Origin of the sequence: Rossellomorea pakistanensis, assembly GCF_016908495.1 — a bacterium.
GTDB lineage: Bacteria > Bacillota > Bacilli > Bacillales > Bacillaceae_B > Rossellomorea > Rossellomorea pakistanensis.
In genome coordinates, this window is the sequence record NZ_JAFBDZ010000002.1 from 545,084 (window position 1) to 568,739 (window position 23,656).

Genomic DNA, 23,656 nt, shown 5'->3' on the forward strand with positions numbered 1-23,656 from the left:
ATTATAAACACAAATCTAATTCAGCTTTCAAGGAGGAAAAGAACTTGAGTGAAAATATACCACATGGCGGTAAATTGGTTAACCGAATGGATCTTACATTTGAAATTGATTTATCACTTAACTATGTTGAACTTGATCTTTTGGAATTAAGTGATTTGGAATTAATCGCTAATGGAGGATACAGTCCTCTTAAAGGGTTCATGGAAAAGGCTGACTATGACTCTGTTGTTCAAAATATGCGACTGTCAAGCGGACTGCCATGGTCTTTACCGATTACATTAGCTGTTGACAGAAATAAAGCAATGGAACTTAAGAATGGTGAAACAATAAATCTCACTCAAAACGGAACCGTTTATGGCGTTATGGATGTAAAGGAAAAATTTCTCCCTGATAAATATGTAGAGGCAAAAATGGTTTACGGTACAACCGATCGTAACCACCCAGGTGTAAAAAAACTATTCCAACGAGAGGAAGTTTATATATCCGGGCCGATTACTCTTATAAAAAGGCCAGAAAAAAACAAGTTTGAAACCTATTATTTAGACCCTATTCAAACAAGGGGGAGGTTTAAAGAATTGGGCTGGAAGACGGTGGTTGGATTCCAAACTCGGAATCCTGTTCACAGAGCACATGAATATATTCAAAAAACAGCATTGGAAAACGTAGATGGTCTATTTTTAAACCCATTAGTAGGGGAGACGAAATCCGATGATATCCCTAGTGAAATTCGAGTGAAAAGCTATCAGGTACTACTTGAAAATTATTATCCAAAAGATCGGGTCTTCTTTTCCGTTTTCCCAGCAGCCATGCGTTATGCGGGTCCAAGAGAGGCGATTTTTCACGCGATTGTAAGGAAAAATTTTGGCTGTACTCACTTTATTGTTGGAAGAGACCATGCAGGAGTAGGAAATTATTATGGAACCTATGATGCCCAAAAAATATTTAGTCATTTTAAAGAAGAAGAACTAGGTATTCAACCGCTATTTTTTGAACATAGCTTCTATTGCAAGAAGTGTGGAAACATGGCATCTAAAAAAACATGCCCACATGATTCGAAAGAACATATTATTTTGTCAGGTACAGTCGTTAGGGGAATGTTAAAAAACGGTGAACATCCGCCAAAAGAATTTAGTCGTCCGGAAGTAGTAGAAATCCTTATAGAAGGGATGCAGGAAGTTTATACAAAAATATAAGAGGGATGAGGATATTTATGGGAATTGCGAATAATATCAGCTGGCATCATACAACCGTTACAAAAGAAGATCGCCATCTCTTAAATGGTCATAAAAGTTGTGTTCTTTGGTTTACAGGATATTCGGGGGCAGGAAAATCAACATTGGCGAATGCAGTGGACGAAGCTTTGTATAAACAACGTTGCAGAAGTTATGTTTTAGACGGGGACAATATTCGTCATGGTTTAAACAGTGATTTAAGTTTTCGGGTAGAAGATCGTAAAGAAAATATTCGCAGAATCGGTGAAGTCGCGAAATTACTTGTTGACAGCGGCCAAATTGTTTCTTCTGCCTTTATTTCTCCTTTTCGAGATGATCGGCAAATAGTCCGAGAGATGTTTAAACCTGAAGAGTTTATTGAAATCTTTTTAAATTGTCCAATTCAGGTTTGTGAAGACCGGGATCCAAAAGGATTATATAAAAAAGCGAGAAAAGGAGCTATTTCAGATTTTACAGGAATATCTTCTCCTTACGAAATTCCCCATAATCCTGAAATCATTATTGAAACGAATAACCTTACGATTGAGCAATCGGTTAATAAAATAGTATCATTTTTAAATGGAAAGAAGATCCTGTAATAGGGATCTTTATTTTTTTCTCCAATTTGGGGATAAGATACTCACTTTTTGAAAGTCAAACTTATAAATAAAGTCAATGATATTGGTCGAAAAAAATTGGCAAATAATCGCAAAAACAACAATTTTATAATCGATAACCAGGGCGGTTAATAAAAAAATAAAAAGATTAATCGCCATCATGACTTTTCCAGGGCTCCAATTTTTATAGGAGGCAATCATCAAGGCCGGAATAACCATCCCTCCGCTAGAAGCTCCTACCCGAATTAGTATCCCTACTCCTATGCCAAAAAAGATACTTCCTGCCATAATATCAAAAAGAATATGAACATGTGGGAGTGGAATTTGAGAGGTTAGGACGGTAACGGTTGTCGAGGTGGTGGCAACTGAGAGTATTGTTCGCAAAGTCCATATATACCCAAAGTAGTTTAAAGCGAATATTAAAAAAACAGCATTTGCTAACCATAAAGAAAAACCAAGGGGTAATTGAACCCAATAATTCATTAGAAGAGCTATGCCTGCGGCACCTCCAGAGGGGATGGAGTGGGGAAACAAAAATAAGGACATGGACATGCCTTGTAAGAAGGCCCCAAATAGTAAATAAAAATAGGTTAATAGCATTTTTCTCATGCTAATTGAAATGTTCCTTTAAACTTATATAGTTAACCTCCATGTCCATTCCCCTCCTAAGACCTTGCTCCTTGTCCATTTTATGAAAAGAAAAAAAGAATATGCTTGGAAGTAAATTTAAATTTGAATAATCATATAATCGTTATTTTTTAGCTTAACGACATCAGCTTTTAATGCCTTTGCAATTTCTCCCGTTGTTTCTTTTAGTTCTTCGTCATCCTTTAACTTCAAAAATAAAGGGGATCCGGAAACTTCTCGGCCTTCATTTGCCGTTAAATAAGCCATAATTTTGTAATTTGGGTTAATGGAAGATTCTCTTCCCATATTTACTCCTCCAAAATTTTAATTTATCTTAAGGCTGTTTTCGTAAACATTGTTGTTATTTGAAAAGGGGGTGGTTGGAGCGGAAGGATTTCGCTTTCCGTGTGTCGCGGTGAGCCTCTTCGTGGCCTTCCTTCAGCTTAGGTCTCATCTTATCTTTGGTTGGATATCGGAAATGATTCAATGTAAAATTTGCTAATTAAGTAGAGTACAAATAGTCCCAGAATCATGAATGATAACAATTCAATGGAAGATAGAAAAAAGTTGATATCCTCTAGGGAGTTTTAAAAGTAAGTGAAATAACCATTCAATAAACCATTATTTGTAACAATCCAAATAGATGAATCCTCTTTACACCTATACTAAAATCAGTTTTGCTATAATAGGACATAATATTTTAGATTCAATATATAGAGATGGAGGATTTTATACATATGAAGCAACCACTTTTTCTTGAGCCCGTTTTTAAGGAAAGAATTTGGGGAGGTAAAGCCCTTAGTGAGGAGTTTGGCTATGAGATTCCAAGCAATGAGACTGGTGAGTGCTGGGCGATCTCTGCACATCCGAATGGACCATCCATAGTGAAAGAGGGCCCGTTTGCTGGAAAGTCTTTGATTCAGCTTTGGGATGAACAGCGTGAGCTTTTTGGAAATTATCAGTCCGATGTATTTCCGTTATTGACGAAAATTCTAGATGCAAATGCCGATTTATCTGTACAGGTTCATCCTAATGATGAGTATGCGAGCGTTAACGAGAATGGGGAGCTAGGCAAAACAGAATGCTGGTATATTATTGATTGTAAAGAAGGAGCTGAAATTATCTTTGGACACCATGCTCAATCGAAGGCTGAATTTGTCCAAAAGATTGAGAACGAAGAATGGGATACACTACTTCGCAAAATAGCGATTAAGCCTGGTGATTTCTTCTATGTACCGAGCGGAACGATTCATGCATTATGTGAAGGGACATTGGTTCTTGAAACACAACAAAGCTCTGATACGACTTATCGGGTATTTGATTATAATCGTCGAGATGCTGAAGGAAATCTTCGAGAACTACATTTAGAAAAAGCCATAGAGGTTACAACCGTTCCAAATAGGAATGAAGCTGTAGAATCCTTAGTGGAAGAAAAAGATGGAGTGAGAGTTACGAAATATGTTGAAGCACAATACTTCACTGTTTATAAATGGGAAGTGGAAGGTGAAGCAACATTTAAACAGGACCAGCCATTCTTACTTGTAAGTATTATTAATGGTTCGGGGAGACTTACGGTTGATAAAGAAACATACGAGGTAAAAAAGGGAGCACATTTTATTTTACCAGCTGAAACAGAGGGTTTTACAATTGAAGGAAAACTAGAATTGATTGTGTCACATCCTTAACCAAATAGGGAGCGGTTTCCAAAAGATATTAGAACACAAACAGTCATTATTAGGGGAAGAAGCTATATTTTCTTCCCTTATATGATGATGAGTGTGATTCAAGTTACTTTTTGAAACAGCTCCGTTATTTATAGTGTCTTTCAGCTCCCTCTTATCTAAGATTGTCCCAGTCTGAATAAAGTCCACTTCCATTGCAACCGTTACAATTAAATTGATCGGCGCTATAAGAATATTCATTAGCAGGGTAAAGCAAAAAACCACGGCCACGACATTCTGGACAGTTATTCGCTTCCTTCATTTTCGAAACATGGTTTTCATACCTTGAAGTTCTCCATTCATTTATGGCATTCAATAAACCCATTATTTTCACCTCTACTCTATTTTTTCCTTATTTTGAGTAAAATCTCGAATTTTATACGACCATCTCACTGATCGACTTTGATGAATGAAACCATACATAAAAACAGCTATTTCAGGAGATACAAATAGTGAGGTGATGAAAAATGGACCGTTTTCAACAAGCGTATGAGCAGTACCGTAATCAAACAGAAGTAAACGAAATGAACGGAGAAAACAATAGTAATCCCAATCAAGAGAAAATTGTAGCTGTTCGAAAAAACGATGATGGTGATTTAATTGGCTTTCGAACAGAAACAGGCCGGGAGCTCGATTATTTAGAAGCACTTACAGAAGCCAAAGCCGGAAACCTGGCACATGTAGATGTATTCCATAAATACGGTCGTGACATCTTACGCAGTGAGCCTGATGGAATCAAAGAAAACAATTTAGATTCGTTGCCGGAGTTTTAACTAAAGGCTGCGTATCCTTTTAACAGAGAAAGATTATTCAAAGAATGTCGTTAATTGTCGATATATTGAGAAACTAGACTGATAAATTGAAAAAATAACTGATATATCAAGAGACTAGACCGATAAATTGAAAGCATGGTCGTTATATCTAGGATGTAGATCTGAAAAGAACGAGCTTTGGCTAAAATCCACAAAAATATGTAAAAAAATGTGAACGCTGGGATCGAAATCGATCCTAGCGTTTTTGTCTGTCATTATAAGCATACTTATTCGTTCTCAATGAACACCTCTCTCTCGAAAGAAAACCCTTTCATAAAAGAGTTATGTATTTATTTTAGATATAGTGTAAAAAGTTAACGAGATTGGGTGATTCCGTTGACACCTTATATAATAGGGTCCTATTGTTAGGGAGAAAGAATAGAGAAAAGGAACGGTGAGGATGAAGGCAGCGGTTGGAATTGATATTGGTGGAACGAAAATTGCCATTGGGTTGGTAAGAGAAGATGGAATGGTATTGAGAGAAATGGAATTTCCAACGAACGTAGACAGTGGTCCAGATCAAGCCCTTAATAAAATGGTTCAGCATATAAGGTCTATGTATAGTGTGGAACCAAATATTATTGGGATAGGAATCGGAAGTCCTGGTCCCCTTGATACAAGAGAAGGAAAGATTCTTAGCCCTCCAAACCTTCAAACCTGGCATGGTTATCCTTTAGTTAAGAAAATTGAGAGCGCTTTCCAAACGAAAGTAAAGCTAATGAACGACGCAGATGCTGCGGCATTCGCAGAATACTATTATTCTCATCGAAGTGGCTATAATCACATGATGTATGTAACCGTTAGTACCGGGATTGGGGGAGGACTCATTCTTAATGGCAAGCTGTATGAAGGAGCGCTATCAGGCGCTGGCGAAATCGGCCATATGAGTATGGAATCCTGTGGACCGATTTGCGGATGTGGAAAAATGGGCTGTCTCGAATCATTCTCTTCAGGTACCGGGATGATGAATGCTTGGAAACAGAAATTAACAAGATTACAACAGCCGATTGACCCTAACTGGACGGGAAAGGATCTCTTTGAACAGGCAGCTAGTGGAGAGATGACAGCAGCAGAAGTGGTGATGAATGGAGTGGATTATCTGGCAAGAGGAATCAGTCAGGCGGTACAACTTCTTAATCCCGAGCTTGTGGTCCTTGGTGGGGGAGTTATACTTGCTCAGCCGACGTTTTATAAGCAAATTGTCCAGCGTGTTCCAAGTTATTTACTAGAGCATCATCGACGAAATCTTACTTTCTCTATAGCTGAACAAGGACGTAATGCAGGATTCAAAGGAGCAGCTGCAATCATACATGCAGAAAACTATTGATAAAGGATGTTTACAATGACAGAAAAACGAAAAGCCCATATTATTTCCCACTCACATTGGGATCGAGAATGGTATTTACCTTTTGAGAAGCATCGTTTTTATCTTGTGAAGCTAATGGATACACTTCTAGAATTATTTGCCGATCATTCAGAATTTCGGAGCTTTCATCTAGATGGACAAACGATTTTGTTAGAAGATTATCTAGCTATTCGCCCACATAAAAAAGAAGAGCTGAAAAAGTATATTCAAGAAGAGCGTATCCATATTGGTCCATGGTATGTGTTACAGGATGCCTTTTTAACGAGCAGTGAAGCGAATATTCGCAATCTTCAATATGGTTTACTAGATGCAAAGGAGTATGGGCAGGTATCAAAAATCGGTTATTTTCCTGATACATTTGGGATTTACGGTCAAGCTCCCCAGATCTTGAAGCAAGCTGGAATTGGCGCTGCCACTTTTGGCAGAGGCGTAAAGCCGACAGGTTTCAACAATACCGTTAGTGATGCCGTCAACTTTGAGTCACCTTTTTCAGAGCTCAATTGGGAATCTCCTGATGGTTCTTCTGTATTAGGAATCTTATTTGCAAACTGGTATTCAAACGGGAACGAGATTCCTACCGATCCTAATCGAGCAAAGGATTTTTGGAAGCAGAAATTGGAGGACGCCGAGAAATATGCTTCTACACATCATCTTCTTTATATGAATGGATGTGACCATCAGCCTGTACAAACGGATATCCCTGAAGCACTAAAAACGGCAAACGAGCTTTATCCTGATGTTGAATTTGTTCACTCTAATTTCGACGAGTATGTTCAAGAGGTACAACAGGCATTGCCAGAAAAGCTGCAAACCATTAAAGGTGAGCTTCGAAATCAAAGAACAGATGGCTGGTCCACTCTTGTCAATACTGCTTCAGCCAGAATCTATTTAAAACAGATGAATCAGGTTTGTCAGACATTATTAGAAAAAGTAGCAGAACCACTTTCGGTATTTGCCCATCTTCTAGGTGACGAGTACCCTCGTGACTATCTGCTCTACGCTTGGAAAACCCTTATGCAGAATCATCCACATGATAGCATCTGTGGCTGCTCTGTTGATGACGTTCATCAGGAAATGGTTACCCGCTTTAAAAAAGTGCAGCAGACTGCAGAGATGATTATGACGGAGAAAGCGAAACAAATTGCTTCCAGAATAAATACAGCTGAAGTCGGTTTACCAGAAGGGGCGATTCCACTCGTTGTCTTTAATACTTCTGGAAACAAACGTGACATGGTCATTGAAAAAGAAGTAGAAATTGAAAAGGTTTATTTTTCTAGAATGCACTTTTCTGAAATCCGCGCCCATTTATTAGAGAAAGAAGTGCCAAACTTTACGCTTATCGATTCAATGAAAAATGAGATCCCTCATACGATCGAGGATTTAGGAGTCCAGTTCGGGTATGATCTCCCAGACGATGCCTTTCGTCAGCCTTACTTTGCAAGAAAGGTAAAGGTGGTTTTCTCTGCGGAACAGCTTCCGCAATTAGGTTATCAAACCTATTTCTTAACAGAATCTCTAACTGACAATAGTGGGGGATCCTTATTAAAAGATGAGAGAACCCTTGAAAATCAGTTTGTCCAAGTCATGATTCATGATAATGGATCCTATACCTTGAAGGATAAACAAACAGGTCGGACTTATGACAAACTAGGTATCTATGAAAATACAAGTGACATTGGAAATGAGTATATGTTTAAAAAGCCTGCGAGTGAAACACCGCTGACAACGGAAAACCTTAGAGCCGAGATAAACGTGCTGGAGGATTCAAGTATCCGTTCAAGTTTTGAAATCAAGCATGTTTGGGAAATTCCAAAGGAAACGGGTAGTGCGTTTGAAGAAGAAAAACATCGTCTTGTCTGGCATCCAGAACGTAACGCAACTCGTTCAAATGAAACGACAGCCCTTGAAATGTCTACGATTGTAACCCTTGAAACAAATGCAAGAGGGCCAAAGGTTAAAGTAACCATGAATAACCAAGCAAAAGATCATCGTCTGCGTGTGTTGTTCCCAACCAATGTAGTGACCGACCATCATTTCACTGACAGTATTTTTGAAGTAGTGGAACGTCCAAACCATCCCGAAATAGAGTGGGAGAATCCTAGCTTTGATCACCATCAACAGGCTTTTGTTTCTGTTTCAGATGAGCAAGCTGGCTTAACGATTGCTAATAAAGGGCTAAATGAATATGAAATTTTAGGAAAGGAAACAACTATTGCCGTGACGATTTTACGCTCGGTATCTGAATTAGGAGATTGGGGGTATTTCCCTACACCAGAGGCACAATGCTTAGGGGAAAACCATGCTGAATTTATGATTATCCCACATCAAGGTTCTGTTACTGATTCAGGAGCTTATAAGGCCGCATATGATTTTCAAATCCCTGATGTCACGATCCAAACGGACATCCATTCGGGAACAGCTCCAGTGAGTTGCGAGTTTGTAAGCTGGGATGGTGATCAACTGGCTTTTTCTTCTATGAAACTAGCAGAGGAGAAGGATGACATCATGGTTCGATACTTTAATCCTTCTGCTGCTGATTCTTTGCTGTCTATTCAAAGTAAGGATGCCCTCCATTATTATCAAAGCAATATTATTGAAGAATGTATTGGAAAAATTGGAAAACAAGCAAGTGGTTTAATGGTTAAACCATTTGAAATCTTTACGGTAGGATTTTCAATAGAGGAGTGAGAATGATGAAGGAAATAAAAAATATCCCGGCTTCATTAACAAATCTAATTACTAGAGTGAAAGAAACGTTTCCGAATGATGAAAAGCTGCAAAAAATGTTCGAGCAATGCTTTTTAAATACCTATGAAACAACGTTAAAACCACAAGAAGATGGGACGACTTTTGTCATAACGGGTGATATTCCCGCGATGTGGCTCCGTGACTCTGCTGCCCAGGTAAGACCTTATTTGATTGCGGCAGAGGAAGATGAGGAAATCGCTGATTTGATTGAAGGTGTTGTTCGTCGTCAAATTCGCTATATCAATGAAGATCCTTATGCTAATGCGTTTAACGAAGGTCCGAATGGAAATGGTCATCAGTCAGACAAAACGGATATGACCCCAAGTACTTGGGAGCGGAAATACGAAATTGATTCCCTTTGTTATCCACTTCAGCTTTCCTATTTATTCTGGAAATCAACGGGAAGAACAGGTCATTTTAATAATGATTTTATCCAAGCGTTAAAAAATATCATCCACGTTTGGAAAACAGAGCAAGAACATGAAGAGAACTCACCCTATCGATTTGAACGGGAGAATGTTCGTCAATCGGATACCCTGATTCGCGATGGAAAAGGCTCTGAGACGGTTCGAACAGGGATGACATGGAGTGCTTTCCGTCCAAGTGATGATGCTTGTCTATACGGATACTTGGTTCCAGCCAATATGTTCGCAGCGGTTGTGTTAGATTATGCTGCAGAGATTTGTGAGACGGTTTTGAAAAAAGAGGAAATAAAAAAACAATGTGTGCAGTTGGCTTCAGAGATCAGAAAAGGAATTGAAAATTATGCCCTTCTCAACCATCCCGTCCATCAGGAAATGTATGTATATGAAACGGATGGGAACGGTGGGTATCATCTGATGGATGATGCTAATGTTCCAAGCCTACTTGCAATGCCATACCTTGGTTGGTGTGACTTTGATAATCAAATGTATCTCAATACCCGCCAATTTTTATTAAGCCGTGATAATCCTTATTACTACGAAGGAAAAGCAGCAAGTGGAATCGGGAGTCCCCATACACCGGATCATTATATATGGCATATTTCTTTAGCGATTCAGGGGATGACAAGCACCGAAGAACATGAAAGAAAACAAATATTGGAGGTGATGAAAGCGACAGAAGGAGGAACTGGATTTATGCATGAAGGCTTTCATGCAGATGATCCAACTGAGTTCACAAGGGACTGGTTTTCATGGGCAAATTCAATGTTCAGTGAATTTGTCTTAAGTCAATGTGGGCTAGCGGTTAAAGACAGTCCTTTGTACAAAAAAATACATCGTAAGTGATTCCATCATCCGATGAGCCGGAAAAATTGAACGATGGGGTGAAGAAATGAAAGCTAAGGGGTTTAGTTTAATTGTTGGTTTTTCATTATTATTTCTGCTGTTATTTGTACCTAATCAGAGCTTTGCGGCTCAACCAGAATCATCTTATTGGTTTCCTGAAGGTCTTCTAGAGTGGAGTCCGGAGAATGATCCGGATGCGATTTTTAATAAAAGTGCGATTCCACTAAAAGATAGTGATGTGCTGTATAACGTCAATGAGCATGCTCAATCGGAAGCAAAGCTCACAGCATTGTCAGCACTTAATCCTCATACAAGTGGAGTTCCATCACAAGGTGGGAAAGAGTTTTTTGCCAACACCTTTAGCTATTGGCAATATGTTGATTTAATGGTGTATTGGGCAGGCTCAGCCGGGGAAGGAATTATTGTTCCGCCTAGTGCTGATGTTATTGATGCCTCCCATAAAAATGGTGTCCCAATTGTTGGGAATGTGTTTTTCCCGCCAACTGTTTATGGAGGGAAGTTTGAATGGGTAGAGCAAATGCTTACTCAGCGTAGTGACGGTTCTTTTCCAGCTGCTGATAAGTTAATAGAAGTAGCGGAGTATTATGGTTTCGATGGCTGGTTCATTAACCAGGAAACAGAAGGTGGTACTCCAGAAATCGCTGAAAAGATGAAGGGATTTCTTTCCTATTTACAAGATAACAAGCCTGAGGGCATGCACATTATGTGGTATGACTCAATGGTTGATAACGGAAGTATTTCATGGCAAAACAAACTGACAGATCAAAATAAAGACTTCTTCCAACGCTCCGACAGTATGTTTTTAAATTTTTGGTGGAACAGTCAACAAAGCTCCTATGAAAAAGCTATACAACTAGGGGAGAATCCTTATGACCTCTACACTGGTATTGATGTAGAGGCAAGAGGAACAGAAACAAGGGTCCCGTGGGAAGGCATTTTCCCTGAAGGTCAAAGTCCATACACATCACTTGGAATTTACCGGCCGGATTGGACGTTTAAAACCACTTCTACTATCAAAGAGTTTTTTAACAAAGAAGATCTCTTCTGGGTTGGAAAAGAAGGAGATCCTAGTCAAACGGCTAACAATGGTCATTGGAAAGGGTTAGCCCATTATTTCTCTTCAAAGACCGTTGTCAATGAACTGCCATTTGTCACGAACTTTAATACGGGAAGTGGAAAATCCTTCTCTGTCGATGGAAAAACCTTATCAGAGGACGAATGGAATAACCGCAGCCTGCAAGATATCCTTCCAACATGGCGCTGGATCCGTGAAAGCAAGGGAACAGCCCTTGATACAGCCTTTGATTGGGAAGAAAGCTATTACGGTGGCTCGTCATTAAAGGTATCAGGAGTACTTAATAAGGAAAATGCCACTAATCTTAAGCTTTATAAAACCGATTTACCTATTCAGAAAGATACTGAAATCTCTATTACTTATAAAACGAAAGCCTCATCAAATATGAAGGTGGGGGTAAGCTTCCAAGAGAATCCAGATAAGTTTACCTTTATTAAGGTGAAAAAACCGAGTAACGATGAATGGACGACAGATAAGTTGAAGCTTAAAAAGTTTAAAGGGAAACAAATCGCGGCGATCTCGTTATTTTTCGAGAACCAAGAAGAAATAAAGAATTTTTCTATTAATATCGGAGAGCTTAAAATCTATGATAAAAAGGAAAATAAAGGTAAATCAAACTCACCTACAAGTGTAAACTGGTTGGAACAACAATTTGAGAAAGGGATTTATGCAGATCTCGGATTTAGCTGGAAGGGCGAGAAAGAAAACCTTAGACACTACGAAATTTATCGTTTAATGCCTGATGACAGTAAAAAATTGGTTGGGGCAACACCAAATACGGCTTATTATCTCTCTAATCTGAAGCGTAGTGGAAAAGAGGACGCAACTACCTTAGAGCTGGTGGCGGTTAATAAGCATAATCAACGAAGCAAGTCAGAAGTTTTTACATTTGAATGGCCACCATATCCGAAGCCTACAGCGGATTTCTCTGTTAGCAAAACGGTAGCGCAACCAGGTGAGGAAATTCAATTTACAAATGAATCCTCGGAAGTGACGGAAAAAGTGGAATGGCATTTTGAAGGCGGCACACCTGAAACAAGTACAGAGCTAAATCCTGTTATTACCTATGCAGAGGAAGGAACTTATTCTGTTACCCTTACTGCCAAGAATAGTGAAGGGGAAGATATTGAAAAGAAAGAAGGCATTATCACGATTAGCAAGGATGCCAAAAATATCACAAATGTTGCACTAAATAAGGTTGGCACGGTAAGTGGACAATGTGCCCCAAGTGAGGGAGCTGCAAAAGCAACGGACGGAATCATCACCAATAACAGTAAATGGTGCTCGTTAGATCAAAGCCCATGGCTTGAAATTGATCTTGGTGAGACAAAGACATTGACGAGCTTTACAATCCAGCATGCCGAAGCGGGCGGAGAGCCTTCTGCATTTAATACGAAGGCTTATACGATCAAGGTGAGTTCGGATGGGGTTAACTGGCTGGAGGCTGTAACAGTCACAGACAATACGTTGGCCGTTTCTGAACATTCAATTGTTCCTCGTGAAGCACGATATGTAAGGCTAGACATTCAGCAACCTACACAGGGTGGAGATCAGGCAACAAGAATCTTTGAATTTGAAGTATACGGTTATTAAAGAGACGGAGTGAGGCTATCTCAAAACCAAGGTGTCAGGAGCCGCAGCTTTCATATTTAGAAGTAACCCTTCTTATATGGACGATCCTAGCGATTCGGACTCCTTTTGGGATAGTCACGCTCTAAATGAATAAAGAAAGGCAGGAATCATCATGATCGGAAATCTATTACAGCAAACCAGTGAATGGGTAACACGACTCGTATGGGTCAATCTTCTTTGGCTGTTGTTTATCGGAGCAGGGTTGGGGGTTTTCGGGTTCATGCCTGCTACCATCGCGTTATTTACTGTAACAAGAAAATGGACGATGGGAGATTTTGATATTTCCCCGTGGAAAATTTTTAATGAGACCTTTAAGAAAGAATTCCTTAGAGCCAACTTGGCTGGCGCTATTTTTGTTTTATTGGGGCTATTCATTTACTTTGATTTGAAAGTTGCGGAAATGATGCCGGGCATTTTTTCCATCTTTTTGTATGCCTTTTTTCTATTTTTAGCTTTGGTTTTATTGTTTACCCTCATATACTTTTTCCCTTTATACGTCCATTATCACTTATCGATGAAAGACTATTTTAAACAAGCATTTATCTACTCCATCGTTAGCCCGGCGACCACATTATTAATGACAGCGGGATTATTTTGTATCGGATATCTAATCTATCATTTACCTGGCTTGATACCATTTATCTCCGGAGTCATGATGGCTTATTGGATTATTAATGTCTGCATGAAGCGTTTCCGCAGACTTGAAGAAGCGGCGAGCTTGTAGGTTTTAAAGAGGTAGCCGGTTCATATCATGAAAAGCCACAAGAGGAAAAATGATGTCAAGAAAAGAGCCGGTTCGTATCATGAAAAGCTACAAGAGGAAAAGTGATGTCATAAAAAGGACCGGTTCATATCATGAAAAGCTACAAGAGGAAAAGTGATGTCATGAAAAGGATCGGTTCATATCATGAAAGGCCACAAGAGGAAAAGTGATGTCATGAAAAGGATCGGTTCATATCATGAAAGGCCACAAGAGGAAAAATGATGTCATAAAAAGGGCCGGTTCATATCATGAAAGGCCACAAGAGGAAAAGTGATGTCATGAAAAGGACCGGTTCATATCATGAAAGGCCACAAGAGGAAAAGTGATGTCATAAAAAGGACCGGTTCATATCATGAAAGGCCACAAGAGGAAAAATGATGTCATAAAAAGGGCCGGTTCATATCATGAAAGGCCACAAGAGGAAAAGTGATGTCATGAAAAGGATCGGTTCATATCATGAAAGGCCACAAGAGGAAAAATGATGTCAAGAAAAGAGCCGGTTCGTATCATGAAAAGCGATAAGAGGAAAAATGATGTCAAGAAAAGAGCCTGTTCGTATCATGAAAAGCGATAAGAGGAAAAATGATGTCATGCAAAGAGCCTGTTCGTATCATGAAAAGCTAAAAGAGGAAAAATGATGTCAAGAAAAGAGCCTGTTCGTATCATGAAAAGTTACAAGAGGAAAAGTGATGTCAAGAAAAGGACCGGTTCATATCATGAAAGGCCACAAGAGGAAAAATGATGTCAAGAAAAGAGCCGGTTCCTATCATGAATAGCCCCGACAATCCGGAGTCTGGACCGATATAAATGAGAATCCGAGCTTAATGAAGATATATTTAGCTTCAACTAAAATATTAAATACAAGTAACAAAGCTTGCAAAAACAGCTAAACAAGAGGAGGATGAACTTGTTTTTAACCGAGAGAAAATTTGAAGCAAGAATTAATGAACTAGCAAACTATCGTTACCGTGATGCTATAAAGATTAACCGTTTTTCCTGTTCTGAGGATAACGGAGAAATCGGCACTTATCCTTTCGAGTTCGGTGGCGGTCATGTCATGAATATTGGGGATAAATGGAAAGGACGCGACCTTTATCTTTGGCTTCATGCTGATGTGACGATTCCCATGGAGTGGCAGGGAAGAAAAGTGGTGGGTCTTTTTGATTTTGGCCGAACTGGCGGCGGGAATAACTCTGGGTTTGAGTCATTACTATTTGTCAATGGTGATCCGTATCAAGGAGTGGATTCCAATCATCAGGAGGTCTTTTTTCAAGAGGAGTTTAGTGGTAAAAAGGTATCGCTGGACTTCCGTTTATGGTCTGGCTTAGAAGGGGGCGGAGAGCCGCGTGAGCAGGAATATACTTTGGAAACCTCTCAACTTGCGTGGTTGGATGAAGCTGTAGATGATTTGTATTTTTCATCCCTTGCTATGTACCAAACAATTATGGAGCTTTCCAATGAGCGACCAGAGAAACAGCAGCTAACAAGCTGTTTAAATGAAGTTTTTCAGATCATTAATTGGGGAGAACCGGGGAGTCATGAGTTTTACCAATCATGTCATTTAGCTCAGCAACACCTTAGACAGCGAATTGAACAGTTCGAAAAGCATTCTAATGTGACGGTTCACTGTGTTGGCCATACTCATATTGATGTTGCTTGGTTATGGCGTCTGAAGCATACGCGTGAAAAAGCAACTCGATCGTTTTCCACTGTTCTTAAACTAATGGAACAATTTCCTGATTATTTATTTCTCCAAACTCAACCACAACTCTATGAGTATATTAAAGAAGATTATCCGGAAGTCTATCAAAAAATAAGAGAGCGAATCAAAGAAGGGCGTTGGGAAGCAGAAGGAGCGATGTGGCTTGAAGCCGATTGCAATATTCCAAGTGGTGAAGCGCTTGTTAGACAAATTCTGTACGGGAAAAAATTCCTTCGTGAAGAATTTGATATCGATTGTCAGTACTTATGGCTTCCCGATGTATTCGGATATAGCTGGGCACTTCCGCAAATTTTGAGGAAATCCGGTTTAAAAACGTTTATGACTACGAAAATCAGCTGGAACCAATACAATCGGATGCCCCATGACACCTTTACATGGAGAGGAATTGATGGCTCGGAAATTTTAACCCATTTTATTACCACTCCAGAACCTTGGAATCCTGAAGATTCTTGGTTCTATACCTATAATGGTTTAGTGACGGCGAAGACGGTTAATGGAAGCTGGAAATCGTATCGGAATAAAGAAATCAATCAAGATCTCTTGTTGTCTTATGGATATGGTGATGGTGGCGGCGGAGTCAATCGTGAAATGCTTGAGCTTAGAAGACGTTTAGATGAGATGCCAGGTTTACCTCACGTTAAGACGACAACAGCGAAGGATTATTTTAATCTGCTTCACAAAAAAGTCGAGAATACGAACGAATACATCCATACATGGGATGGAGAGCTGTATCTAGAATACCATCGTGGAACCTATACAAGTCAAGCCCATAATAAACGAATGAACCGGAAGCTCGAACTTCGCTATCGGGAAGCGGAATGGTTAAGTGTTTGGAATGGGTTAGAAAATGGCTGGCAGCAAAAGCACAAGCAGAAACTCGATGAGGGCTGGAAGATCATCCTCCGTAATCAGTTCCATGATATTATTCCAGGCTCTTCGATTCGTGAGGTATACGAAGATTCAAGAATAGAATATGAACAGGCAGAAGCGATCGGCCATGAGGTGGCTTCCGATGCTATTAAGGGACTTGTGACAGAAACTACTGGATCCTTTACTTTGTTCAATAGTTCCCAGTGGAAAAATAATCGTACAGTCCAAATTCCATACTCGGATACAACTAGGGAAGCAGGTGTATGGAAAACAGACGAACATGGAAATCTTTCTGCCCAGAAAACAGAAGATGGTTGGATTGTAGGGTTACCTGAAGTCCGTGCATTTGGTGTTACCAATCTTCAATTTGTGAAAGGCACACGTGGGGAATCAAATTCACCATTCTCCTATAATAATCGACAGTTAGAAACACCATTCTATACGATTCTATGGAATGAAAATGGACAAATCACTCGTTTATTTGATAAACAGGCGGGGCGTGAAGTTTTGTCTCAGAATGAAATCGGCAACGTTCTTCAAGTATTTGAGGATAAACCGCTTGCCCATGATGCCTGGGATATTGATATTTTTTATCAAGAGAAGATGGAAGAGGTGAGGGAGCTTGAATCAATCGAATTAGTTGAAAATGGTCCAGTAAGAGCAGTACTTCGCCTTAAATGGTCCTATCGAGACTCTTCCCTCGAACAGGATGTGATGGTGTATGCTGATCATCGTAGGATTGATTTTGAATCAACTATCGATTGGCATGAACAACGTAAGCTTTTAAAAGTTTGCTTCCCTGTAGATATTCGTTCGACAGAAGCAACCTTTGATATTCAATATGGAAATGTTAAACGACCAACCCATTGGAATACGAGCTGGGATATGGCTCGCTTTGAAACGGTAGGTCATCAATGGGCAGATTTATCTGAGACAGGTTATGGCGTCAGTCTTTTAAATGACTGTAAATATGGATATGACATTAAAGATCATTATATGAGGCTGTCCCTTATTAAATCAGCGATACACCCTGATCCACAGGCTGACCAAGGTCACCATGTCTTTACCTACTCGCTATTTCCTCATGAAGGTGATTGGAAGGAAGCGGGTACTGTAGAGGAAGCATGGTTTTTGAATAACCCTATAACGGTTGCCTGGGGAGCGTTTCCTTTAGAGAACCACTCCTGGCTTGAGGTCGATGGAGATCACGTCATTATTGATGCTATTAAACAAGAGGAGAACGGAGAAGGGATTGTCATCCGTTTACATGAATACAAAGGCAAGCGTGGAAATGTTCATTTGAAATTAGCGATGCCTTTTGAGAAATGGGTCGAGACAGATCTCATGGAAAAACCAATAGGGAATGAGCAAATGGGTTCTATAGAACTTTCATTAAAACCTTACGAAATAAAAACGTTAGTAATATTTTCATAGAAAGTCTCCCCTTCTTGTATGGTAAAATACTGCAAGAAGGAAAAGTGCAAAATGACACCCTTCTATTGAAAGAGGGGTGTTTGCTTTATATAGATCCCGTTAGGGCCGTAACTTCATGGTCATAATCATAGATGGGGGATGTTAGATGATTAAAAATATACTTGAACAGCTAAGAAATAAAGTTTTCAACAAAATTCTATTCATGTCTTCCCTTACGATTATTGTGACAATGCTTACCTTACTTTTTACAATCACGCATTATTACTCTGAGGTGATTGTTCAGAAGGAAATGGATTCGAATATGAGGACACTTGAACGAGTTGAATCGTATATTAACCGTAAAAAGGATTTCACTGATAATGCATTTAAAGAGCTTTATACAAGTGGGGATTTAATCTTGGATATTTCCTATGCCCTGCAACATGACTATGATGATTATCTAGAGTATCGTCTTAATAAATATAGTGACAGCTCATCATTTGTAGCTAGTAATATTGATAACTTTTTCTACGCGTATTTTAGTCAAGATAATCATATTAATGCCATAAGTTTACGTAGTGTGGAAGGTATACCCGAATACCTATATGTTTTTAACCATTTTCGCTGGAAAAATTCATTGCTCCAACCAGAATTGGAATCAGAGGAAGCCTTTTATACTGATAATATTTTGAAAATACAAAATAAGAAAAGAGATTCTAATAGAGAATTAAGGAATACGGTGGTTTTTAAACGCACGTTAAATGATCCTGTCTCATTAACAAAACTTGGAGAAATAAGAATTTATTATAGTTTAGAGGGAATTGAGGACCTGATTTCATTGAGGAATACAGCATCTGAGGGTACCTATTATATTGTCGATAAAGATGGAGAAATGGTTTTCCAATCACATGAAAAGAATGATCAGGGCTTAATCAAATCCCTTGATTTTAAGAGTGCTACCCAAGAGGTGCAGTGGAAAAACGAAACCTATCATATAAATACACTTGCCAGTGAAGAGAATGGGTATCTGTTTGTTGGAAGTGTTCCGGAAAGTGAAATTGAAAAGTTAACCGTGATTCGAGGTTCCATGCTTTTACTCACCTGTATTTTTGCATTAACAGCGATTCTTATTACGTTTTTCGCTATGAAATCTTATTCTAAACGAATTCAAACGATTGAAACCTCGATTCATCAAGTTAAAGAAGGGAATTTAAGTGTACGTATTCCCCATGATCATAAATATGATGAACTATCAACGATATCTCAAAGCTTTAATAATATGCTTCAGGACCTTAATAAGTATATAGATGAAGTTTATATAATGAATATCAAGCAACGTGAAGCAGAGATGAAAGCGCTTCAGTCGCAAATCAACCCGCATTTTCTTTATAACACATTAGAAGCCATCCGTATGAAGGCCATCATTGAAGGTTCTAAAACCACAAGTACGATGATTTACACGCTTGGGCAATTATTCCGTTATTCTTTAGATGATCGGCAATTGGTTACGATTCAAAGCGAAATCGAGCATGTTAAGCAATATATCAATCTTGTCCAATCACGCTATCCAAACCGATTACAATTGGACATCGATATCCCTAATGACTATTTAAATCGCTCGATTCTTAAGTTTATTCTACAGCCGATCGCAGAAAATTATATGATTCACGGCTTTCGCAATGATACGAATGTAAATCAATTAACGATACGTTTAGTGGAAGAAAATCACTATTTATATTTATATCTTATCGATAACGGGACGGGAATTTCCGCTGCCAGATTAAGAGAAGTCCAGAATAATCTTGAAGGAGAGCCAGTGGATTCTAATTCAATCGGGCTTAAAAATATCCATCATCGGATTCGCTTAAAATATGGCAAGGGCTGCGGATTAGAGATTAATAGTGTGGAAGATAAAGGTACTACGGTAGTCATAAAAATACCGGCTAATGGAGGCGATAGTCTTGTTTAAAGTATTACTGGTAGATGATGAACCTTTAATCATTGAAGGGATGAAAGCATTGATTCCTTGGGAGGATTATGGGCTTGAGGTAGCAGGTGAAGCGTACGACGGAACTCATGCTCTTAAGCAATTACAGGAAACGTCCTTTGATATTGTTTTAACGGATATTAAAATGCCGAAAATGACGGGACTTGAGCTTATTACTCATTGTAAGGAGCTTAATAGCAGGACGAAGTTTATCGTCCTGTCAGGCTATCAAGAATTTGACTATATTAAAAAAGGGCTAGAGCTGGGGATTGAGAATTATTTATTAAAGCCAGTGAATGAGGACGAGCTCATCAACACGATCGGAAATGTGATAGAAAAGATAGAAAAGGACACTAGGGAAGACCGTAATCGTGCGTCTTATGTTCTAAGGGATAATATGTTATGGCGGCTGCTTAACCAGGATATTGACGAAAAAGAGTGGCGACAACGCGCCGAACTGTATCAATTATCATTGGACAAGCCGGTCATGACGGTGGCAAAGATTCGGGTTGACGAGAATGCCTGCTTGGATCCAGAAGCATTATCAAAAGCCCGTACTGAAATAGAGAACTTGATCGATTCTGTATGTATCATTAGTCCTGATAATGATTTTATTGTCATTCTTTCTGGACAGGATGAGAAACAGCAATCGGAAAAGGTTATGAATCTCAAGACATATCTTCAGGAATCGAAACAATTTGGTTATTTTTATCTTAGTATCGGTCGTTCGGTTGCATCGTCATCTGAATTACAAAGAAGCTACAATGTAGCAAGTGAACTTTCCACCTATCAGCTTATTTTTGAGCCTAATACCATTATTACAGAAAAATTAACGAAGCGTTTTATCGGCAAGAATAGTGTGAAGCAACAGGATTTCATTCAATTAGCGAAATATGTCTTGAATCAAGATGTGGATCGTGCAAAATCCTGGCTAGATGAGGCTTTTTTACAATTCGACCAACAAGATTGTCTCTACCCACCATCTGTCATCCGCCAATACATGATTGATCTTGTGATAACCGTCCAGAAGTCGGCAATGAAAGAAATATTTTATCCGACAACCAAGCTAGTTGAATTAATCATGAAATCTCATTCTTTGGCAGATTTAAGAAGGATTGTAGAGCAATATATTCAAGACTTGATCGAAACCTGTTCAAAACAAACGGTTCAACGCAGCTCCATCATACAAAGTATATTGGATTATATACACGAGCATTATAGCGAGGAGCTTTCCTTGAAAACGTTGAGTCAACGCTTTCATATTAATTCGATCTATTTAGGACAGCTCTTTCAAAAAGAGCTTGGGATTGTGTTTTCCGAGTACATCAATCATTTCAGGATCGAGAAGGCAAAGGAGCTATTAAAGAATACCCATCAAAAAGCAGGGAAAATTGGGAAGTGTGTTGGTTATTCTGACACTACTTATTTCTATAAACAATTTAAGAAGAGTGTTGGAGTAACGCCGACCGAATGGCGAAGCATGCAGCGTAACTAATCTTTGGGGTTGACCCATAAGGAGTCTGGGCTATTATGGCTAATGGATAGAAGTGGATTAAATAAAATCCTTCTATCCATTGAAATAGCAGTTCCAAGACCCTTGTTTTTTGGGTCAGTCTTTTTTATTTGGGTTATTGAAATCCATTTAAATTCGATGGTTAGGCACCTTTAGTTACAGATAATCCGATCATCACTATTTCAAGGTTCTATTTCTCATCGTAAACAGTTTAATAAGTACAGTAAATCTATAAATTGTTAACTTTTTTCACTGTCAGATAATTATTACAATAATATTGTAAGGGTTTTCAATAATGAGAGGGGGGAGCAAAGTGAAACATGTAAACCATTTTCTTAAAGATATCAAGAAGAATAGTATATGGCTTTTAATGGTGTTACCTGGGACGATTTGGTTTTTGCTATTCTCCTATTTTCCTATGTTTGGAACAGTCATCGCCTTTAAGAATTTCCAGTATGATCCGGGTGGTTTCTTTGCGAGTGTTTGGAATAGTGAATGGGTGGGATTTGACAACTTCGAGTTCTTATTTAGCACGAACGATGCCTTCATTATTACTCGAAATACTCTTTTATACAACTTGGTTTTTATTTTTCTTGGGCTTATTCTCGCGGTGTTCGTCGCGATTGTATTAAGTGAATTGGCAAACAAGAAGCTAGCCAAGGTTTATCAAACAGGGATGTTATTCCCGCATTTTTTATCATGGGTTGTTGTTAGTTATTTTGTTTTCTCGTTTTTAAGTGTTGATAAAGGGTTGCTCAACAATATTCTGGCCTGGTTTGGGGTTGATGCCATCTCTTGGTACAACGAGACAGAATATTGGCCATATATCCTTGTCTTTATGAGCATGTGGAAAGGTGTAGGGTATGGAAGTATTGTGTATCTGGCTGCGATTGTCGGGATCGATCGAAACTATTATGAGGCAGCCATGATCGACGGAGCTAACAAGTGGAAACAAATCCGTCATGTTACCATTCCAATGATAACCCCTTTAATGATCATTTTAACGATTATGAATGTCGGTCGAATTTTCAACTCTGATTTTGGATTATTCTATCAGGTTCCCCGGGATTCAGGGGCACTCTATCCTGTCACAAATGTTATCGATACCTTTGTATACCGGGGTTTAACGACAATGGGTGAAATCGGTATGAGCACTGCCGCAGGATTATATCAATCGGTCGTCGGGTTTATCCTAGTATTGTTGACCAACTATCTTGTGCAAAAAGTCGATAAAGAATACGCCTTATTCTAAGGTGTTGGACTCATTCTTTTAGAAAGGAGGAAGTGTCCTTGAAAACAAAATTATCAAATGAACAAGCTACTAAAGTAGATGTTAACTTAGTAGGCCAAACCATCCATACAAAGAAGAAAAAACGTAAGAGCAGCCCGCATAGCTTTAGCGGCTTTACGAATATATTCATGAATATCCTTTTAGCTGCCTTTGCTTTCGTGTGTATATTTCCATTTATTTATGTCATCATCATTTCTTTAAGTGATGAAGAAACACTGAATAGAAGCGGATTCCAACTAATTCCCGAAAAATGGAGCTTTGAAGCTTACGAGTATCTTTGGCAAATGAAGGCTCAGATGTTTCAGTCCTATTTTATTACGATCATCATCACGGTCATTGGGACGATTTTGAGTGTTTTAATCATTTCTTTCTACGCTTATGCTATTTCAAGAAAGCAATTTAAATATCGGAGGTTTTTCACTTTTTTCGCCTTCTTTACAATGCTATTTAATGGAGGACTTGTCCCTTTTTATATTGTGGCGACTCAATTTCTAGAGCTGCGTAATACGATTTGGGCCTTGATCCTTCCTTTGCTGGTCAATGCATTTTATATCCTGATCATGAGAACCTTTTTCCTAAGGGCGGTTCCAGAAGCCTTGCTTGAATCAGCTAGGATCGATGGCGCAAGTGAGCTAAGGATTTTCTTCCAAATTGTTATGCCATTATCGTTACCAGGAATTGCGACGATAGCTTTGTTTAGTACATTGGGATACTGGAATGATTGGTTTAATGCCTTATTATTTATAGATGAATCGAGCTTGGTTCCACTGCAATCATTATTAATGAAGATTGAAAATAATCTTGAATTCATTAGACAGAATTCTTTATCAGGGGGACAACAAAGCGGTATTTTAAATTCGATTCCACAGGATGCTGCAAAAATGGCCATGGTTGTTATTTCCACACTCCCAGTGGCATTATCGTATCCTTTCTTCCAAAAGTACTTTGTAAGGGGGCTAACGATTGGGAGTGTAAAAGAATAATCACAATTAAAAACA

17 protein-coding genes are annotated in these 23,656 nt (G+C 38.9%); 14 read left to right on the plus strand and 3 right to left on the minus strand.

Going from position 1 to position 23,656, the window contains the following annotated elements:
- Positions 1 to 44 precede the first annotated feature (44 nt).
- Positions 45 to 1,193, plus strand: a complete 1,149-nt coding sequence (gene sat, locus JOC86_RS10355; protein WP_205171869.1) for a sulfate adenylyltransferase — start codon at positions 45 to 47, stop codon at positions 1,191 to 1,193.
- 17 nt (positions 1,194 to 1,210) lie between these two features.
- Positions 1,211 to 1,810: an adenylyl-sulfate kinase gene (cysC, locus tag JOC86_RS10360; protein WP_205173489.1), complete on the plus strand. Its 600-nt coding sequence runs from the start codon at positions 1,211 to 1,213 to the stop codon at positions 1,808 to 1,810.
- A gap of 9 nt (positions 1,811 to 1,819) precedes the next feature.
- Here the strand turns inward: cysC and JOC86_RS10365 are convergent, their stop codons facing one another.
- A complete protein-coding gene (locus tag JOC86_RS10365) occupies positions 1,820 to 2,437 on the minus strand; it encodes a YitT family protein (RefSeq protein WP_205171872.1) in 618 nt (205 codons plus the stop codon).
- Positions 2,438 to 2,554: 117 nt separating this feature from the next.
- Complete coding sequence (locus tag JOC86_RS10370) at positions 2,555 to 2,761, minus strand: capping complex subunit for YIEGIA (protein WP_205171874.1); 207 nt, start codon at positions 2,759 to 2,761, stop codon at positions 2,555 to 2,557.
- Positions 2,762 to 3,192: 431 nt separating this feature from the next.
- On the opposite strand from JOC86_RS10370, the gene manA reads away from it, so the two are divergent.
- Positions 3,193 to 4,140 (plus strand): mannose-6-phosphate isomerase, class I, encoded by a 948-nt coding sequence (gene manA / locus JOC86_RS10375; RefSeq protein ID WP_205171876.1) that lies wholly within the window; start codon positions 3,193 to 3,195, stop codon positions 4,138 to 4,140.
- 151 nt (positions 4,141 to 4,291) lie between these two features.
- Here the strand turns inward: manA and JOC86_RS10380 are convergent, their stop codons facing one another.
- Positions 4,292 to 4,501 carry a methionine aminopeptidase gene (locus tag JOC86_RS10380; RefSeq protein WP_205171878.1) on the minus strand — a complete coding sequence of 70 codons (210 nt, stop codon included), beginning with the start codon at positions 4,499 to 4,501 and terminating at the stop codon, positions 4,292 to 4,294.
- A 142-nt stretch (positions 4,502 to 4,643) separates the two neighbouring features.
- On the opposite strand from JOC86_RS10380, the gene JOC86_RS10385 reads away from it, so the two are divergent.
- The 11 genes from JOC86_RS10385 (at position 4,644) to JOC86_RS10435 (ending at position 23,641) form a co-directional block, all read left to right on the plus strand.
- Positions 4,644 to 4,949, plus strand: coding sequence for a DUF3892 domain-containing protein (locus tag JOC86_RS10385; RefSeq protein WP_205171881.1), 306 nt, complete (start codon positions 4,644 to 4,646; stop codon positions 4,947 to 4,949).
- Positions 4,950 to 5,388: 439 nt separating this feature from the next.
- Complete coding sequence (locus tag JOC86_RS10390; protein ID WP_205171884.1) at positions 5,389 to 6,315, plus strand: ROK family protein; 927 nt, start codon at positions 5,389 to 5,391, stop codon at positions 6,313 to 6,315.
- Between the two features lie 15 nt (positions 6,316 to 6,330).
- Positions 6,331 to 9,042: an alpha-mannosidase gene (locus JOC86_RS10395; RefSeq protein WP_205171886.1), complete on the plus strand. Its 2,712-nt coding sequence runs from the start codon at positions 6,331 to 6,333 to the stop codon at positions 9,040 to 9,042.
- Between the two features lie 5 nt (positions 9,043 to 9,047).
- Positions 9,048 to 10,370: a glycoside hydrolase family 125 protein gene (locus tag JOC86_RS10400; protein WP_205171887.1), complete on the plus strand. Its 1,323-nt coding sequence runs from the start codon at positions 9,048 to 9,050 to the stop codon at positions 10,368 to 10,370.
- Between the two features lie 46 nt (positions 10,371 to 10,416).
- Positions 10,417 to 13,059 carry an endo-beta-N-acetylglucosaminidase gene (locus JOC86_RS10405; protein WP_205171888.1) on the plus strand — a complete coding sequence of 881 codons (2,643 nt, stop codon included), beginning with the start codon at positions 10,417 to 10,419 and terminating at the stop codon, positions 13,057 to 13,059.
- A 151-nt stretch (positions 13,060 to 13,210) separates the two neighbouring features.
- The gene (locus JOC86_RS10410; RefSeq protein ID WP_205171889.1) at positions 13,211 to 13,822 is read left to right on the plus strand and encodes a YesL family protein; all 612 of its coding nucleotides are present in this window, start codon (positions 13,211 to 13,213) and stop codon (positions 13,820 to 13,822) included.
- A gap of 946 nt (positions 13,823 to 14,768) precedes the next feature.
- Positions 14,769 to 17,888 carry an alpha-mannosidase gene (locus tag JOC86_RS10415; protein WP_205171890.1) on the plus strand — a complete coding sequence of 1,040 codons (3,120 nt, stop codon included), beginning with the start codon at positions 14,769 to 14,771 and terminating at the stop codon, positions 17,886 to 17,888.
- 145 nt (positions 17,889 to 18,033) lie between these two features.
- Complete coding sequence (locus tag JOC86_RS10420; RefSeq protein ID WP_205171891.1) at positions 18,034 to 19,836, plus strand: sensor histidine kinase; 1,803 nt, start codon at positions 18,034 to 18,036, stop codon at positions 19,834 to 19,836.
- Positions 19,829 to 21,349, plus strand: coding sequence for a response regulator transcription factor (locus tag JOC86_RS10425; protein ID WP_205171893.1), 1,521 nt, complete (start codon positions 19,829 to 19,831; stop codon positions 21,347 to 21,349). The genes JOC86_RS10420 and JOC86_RS10425 overlap by 8 nt, the downstream gene beginning before the upstream one ends.
- 313 nt (positions 21,350 to 21,662) lie before the next feature.
- A complete protein-coding gene (locus tag JOC86_RS10430; RefSeq protein WP_205171896.1) occupies positions 21,663 to 22,619 on the plus strand; it encodes an ABC transporter permease in 957 nt (318 codons plus the stop codon).
- Positions 22,620 to 22,786: 167 nt separating this feature from the next.
- Positions 22,787 to 23,641, plus strand: coding sequence for a carbohydrate ABC transporter permease (locus JOC86_RS10435; protein ID WP_205173490.1), 855 nt, complete (start codon positions 22,787 to 22,789; stop codon positions 23,639 to 23,641).
- The last annotated feature ends 15 nt before the right edge of the window (positions 23,642 to 23,656 follow it).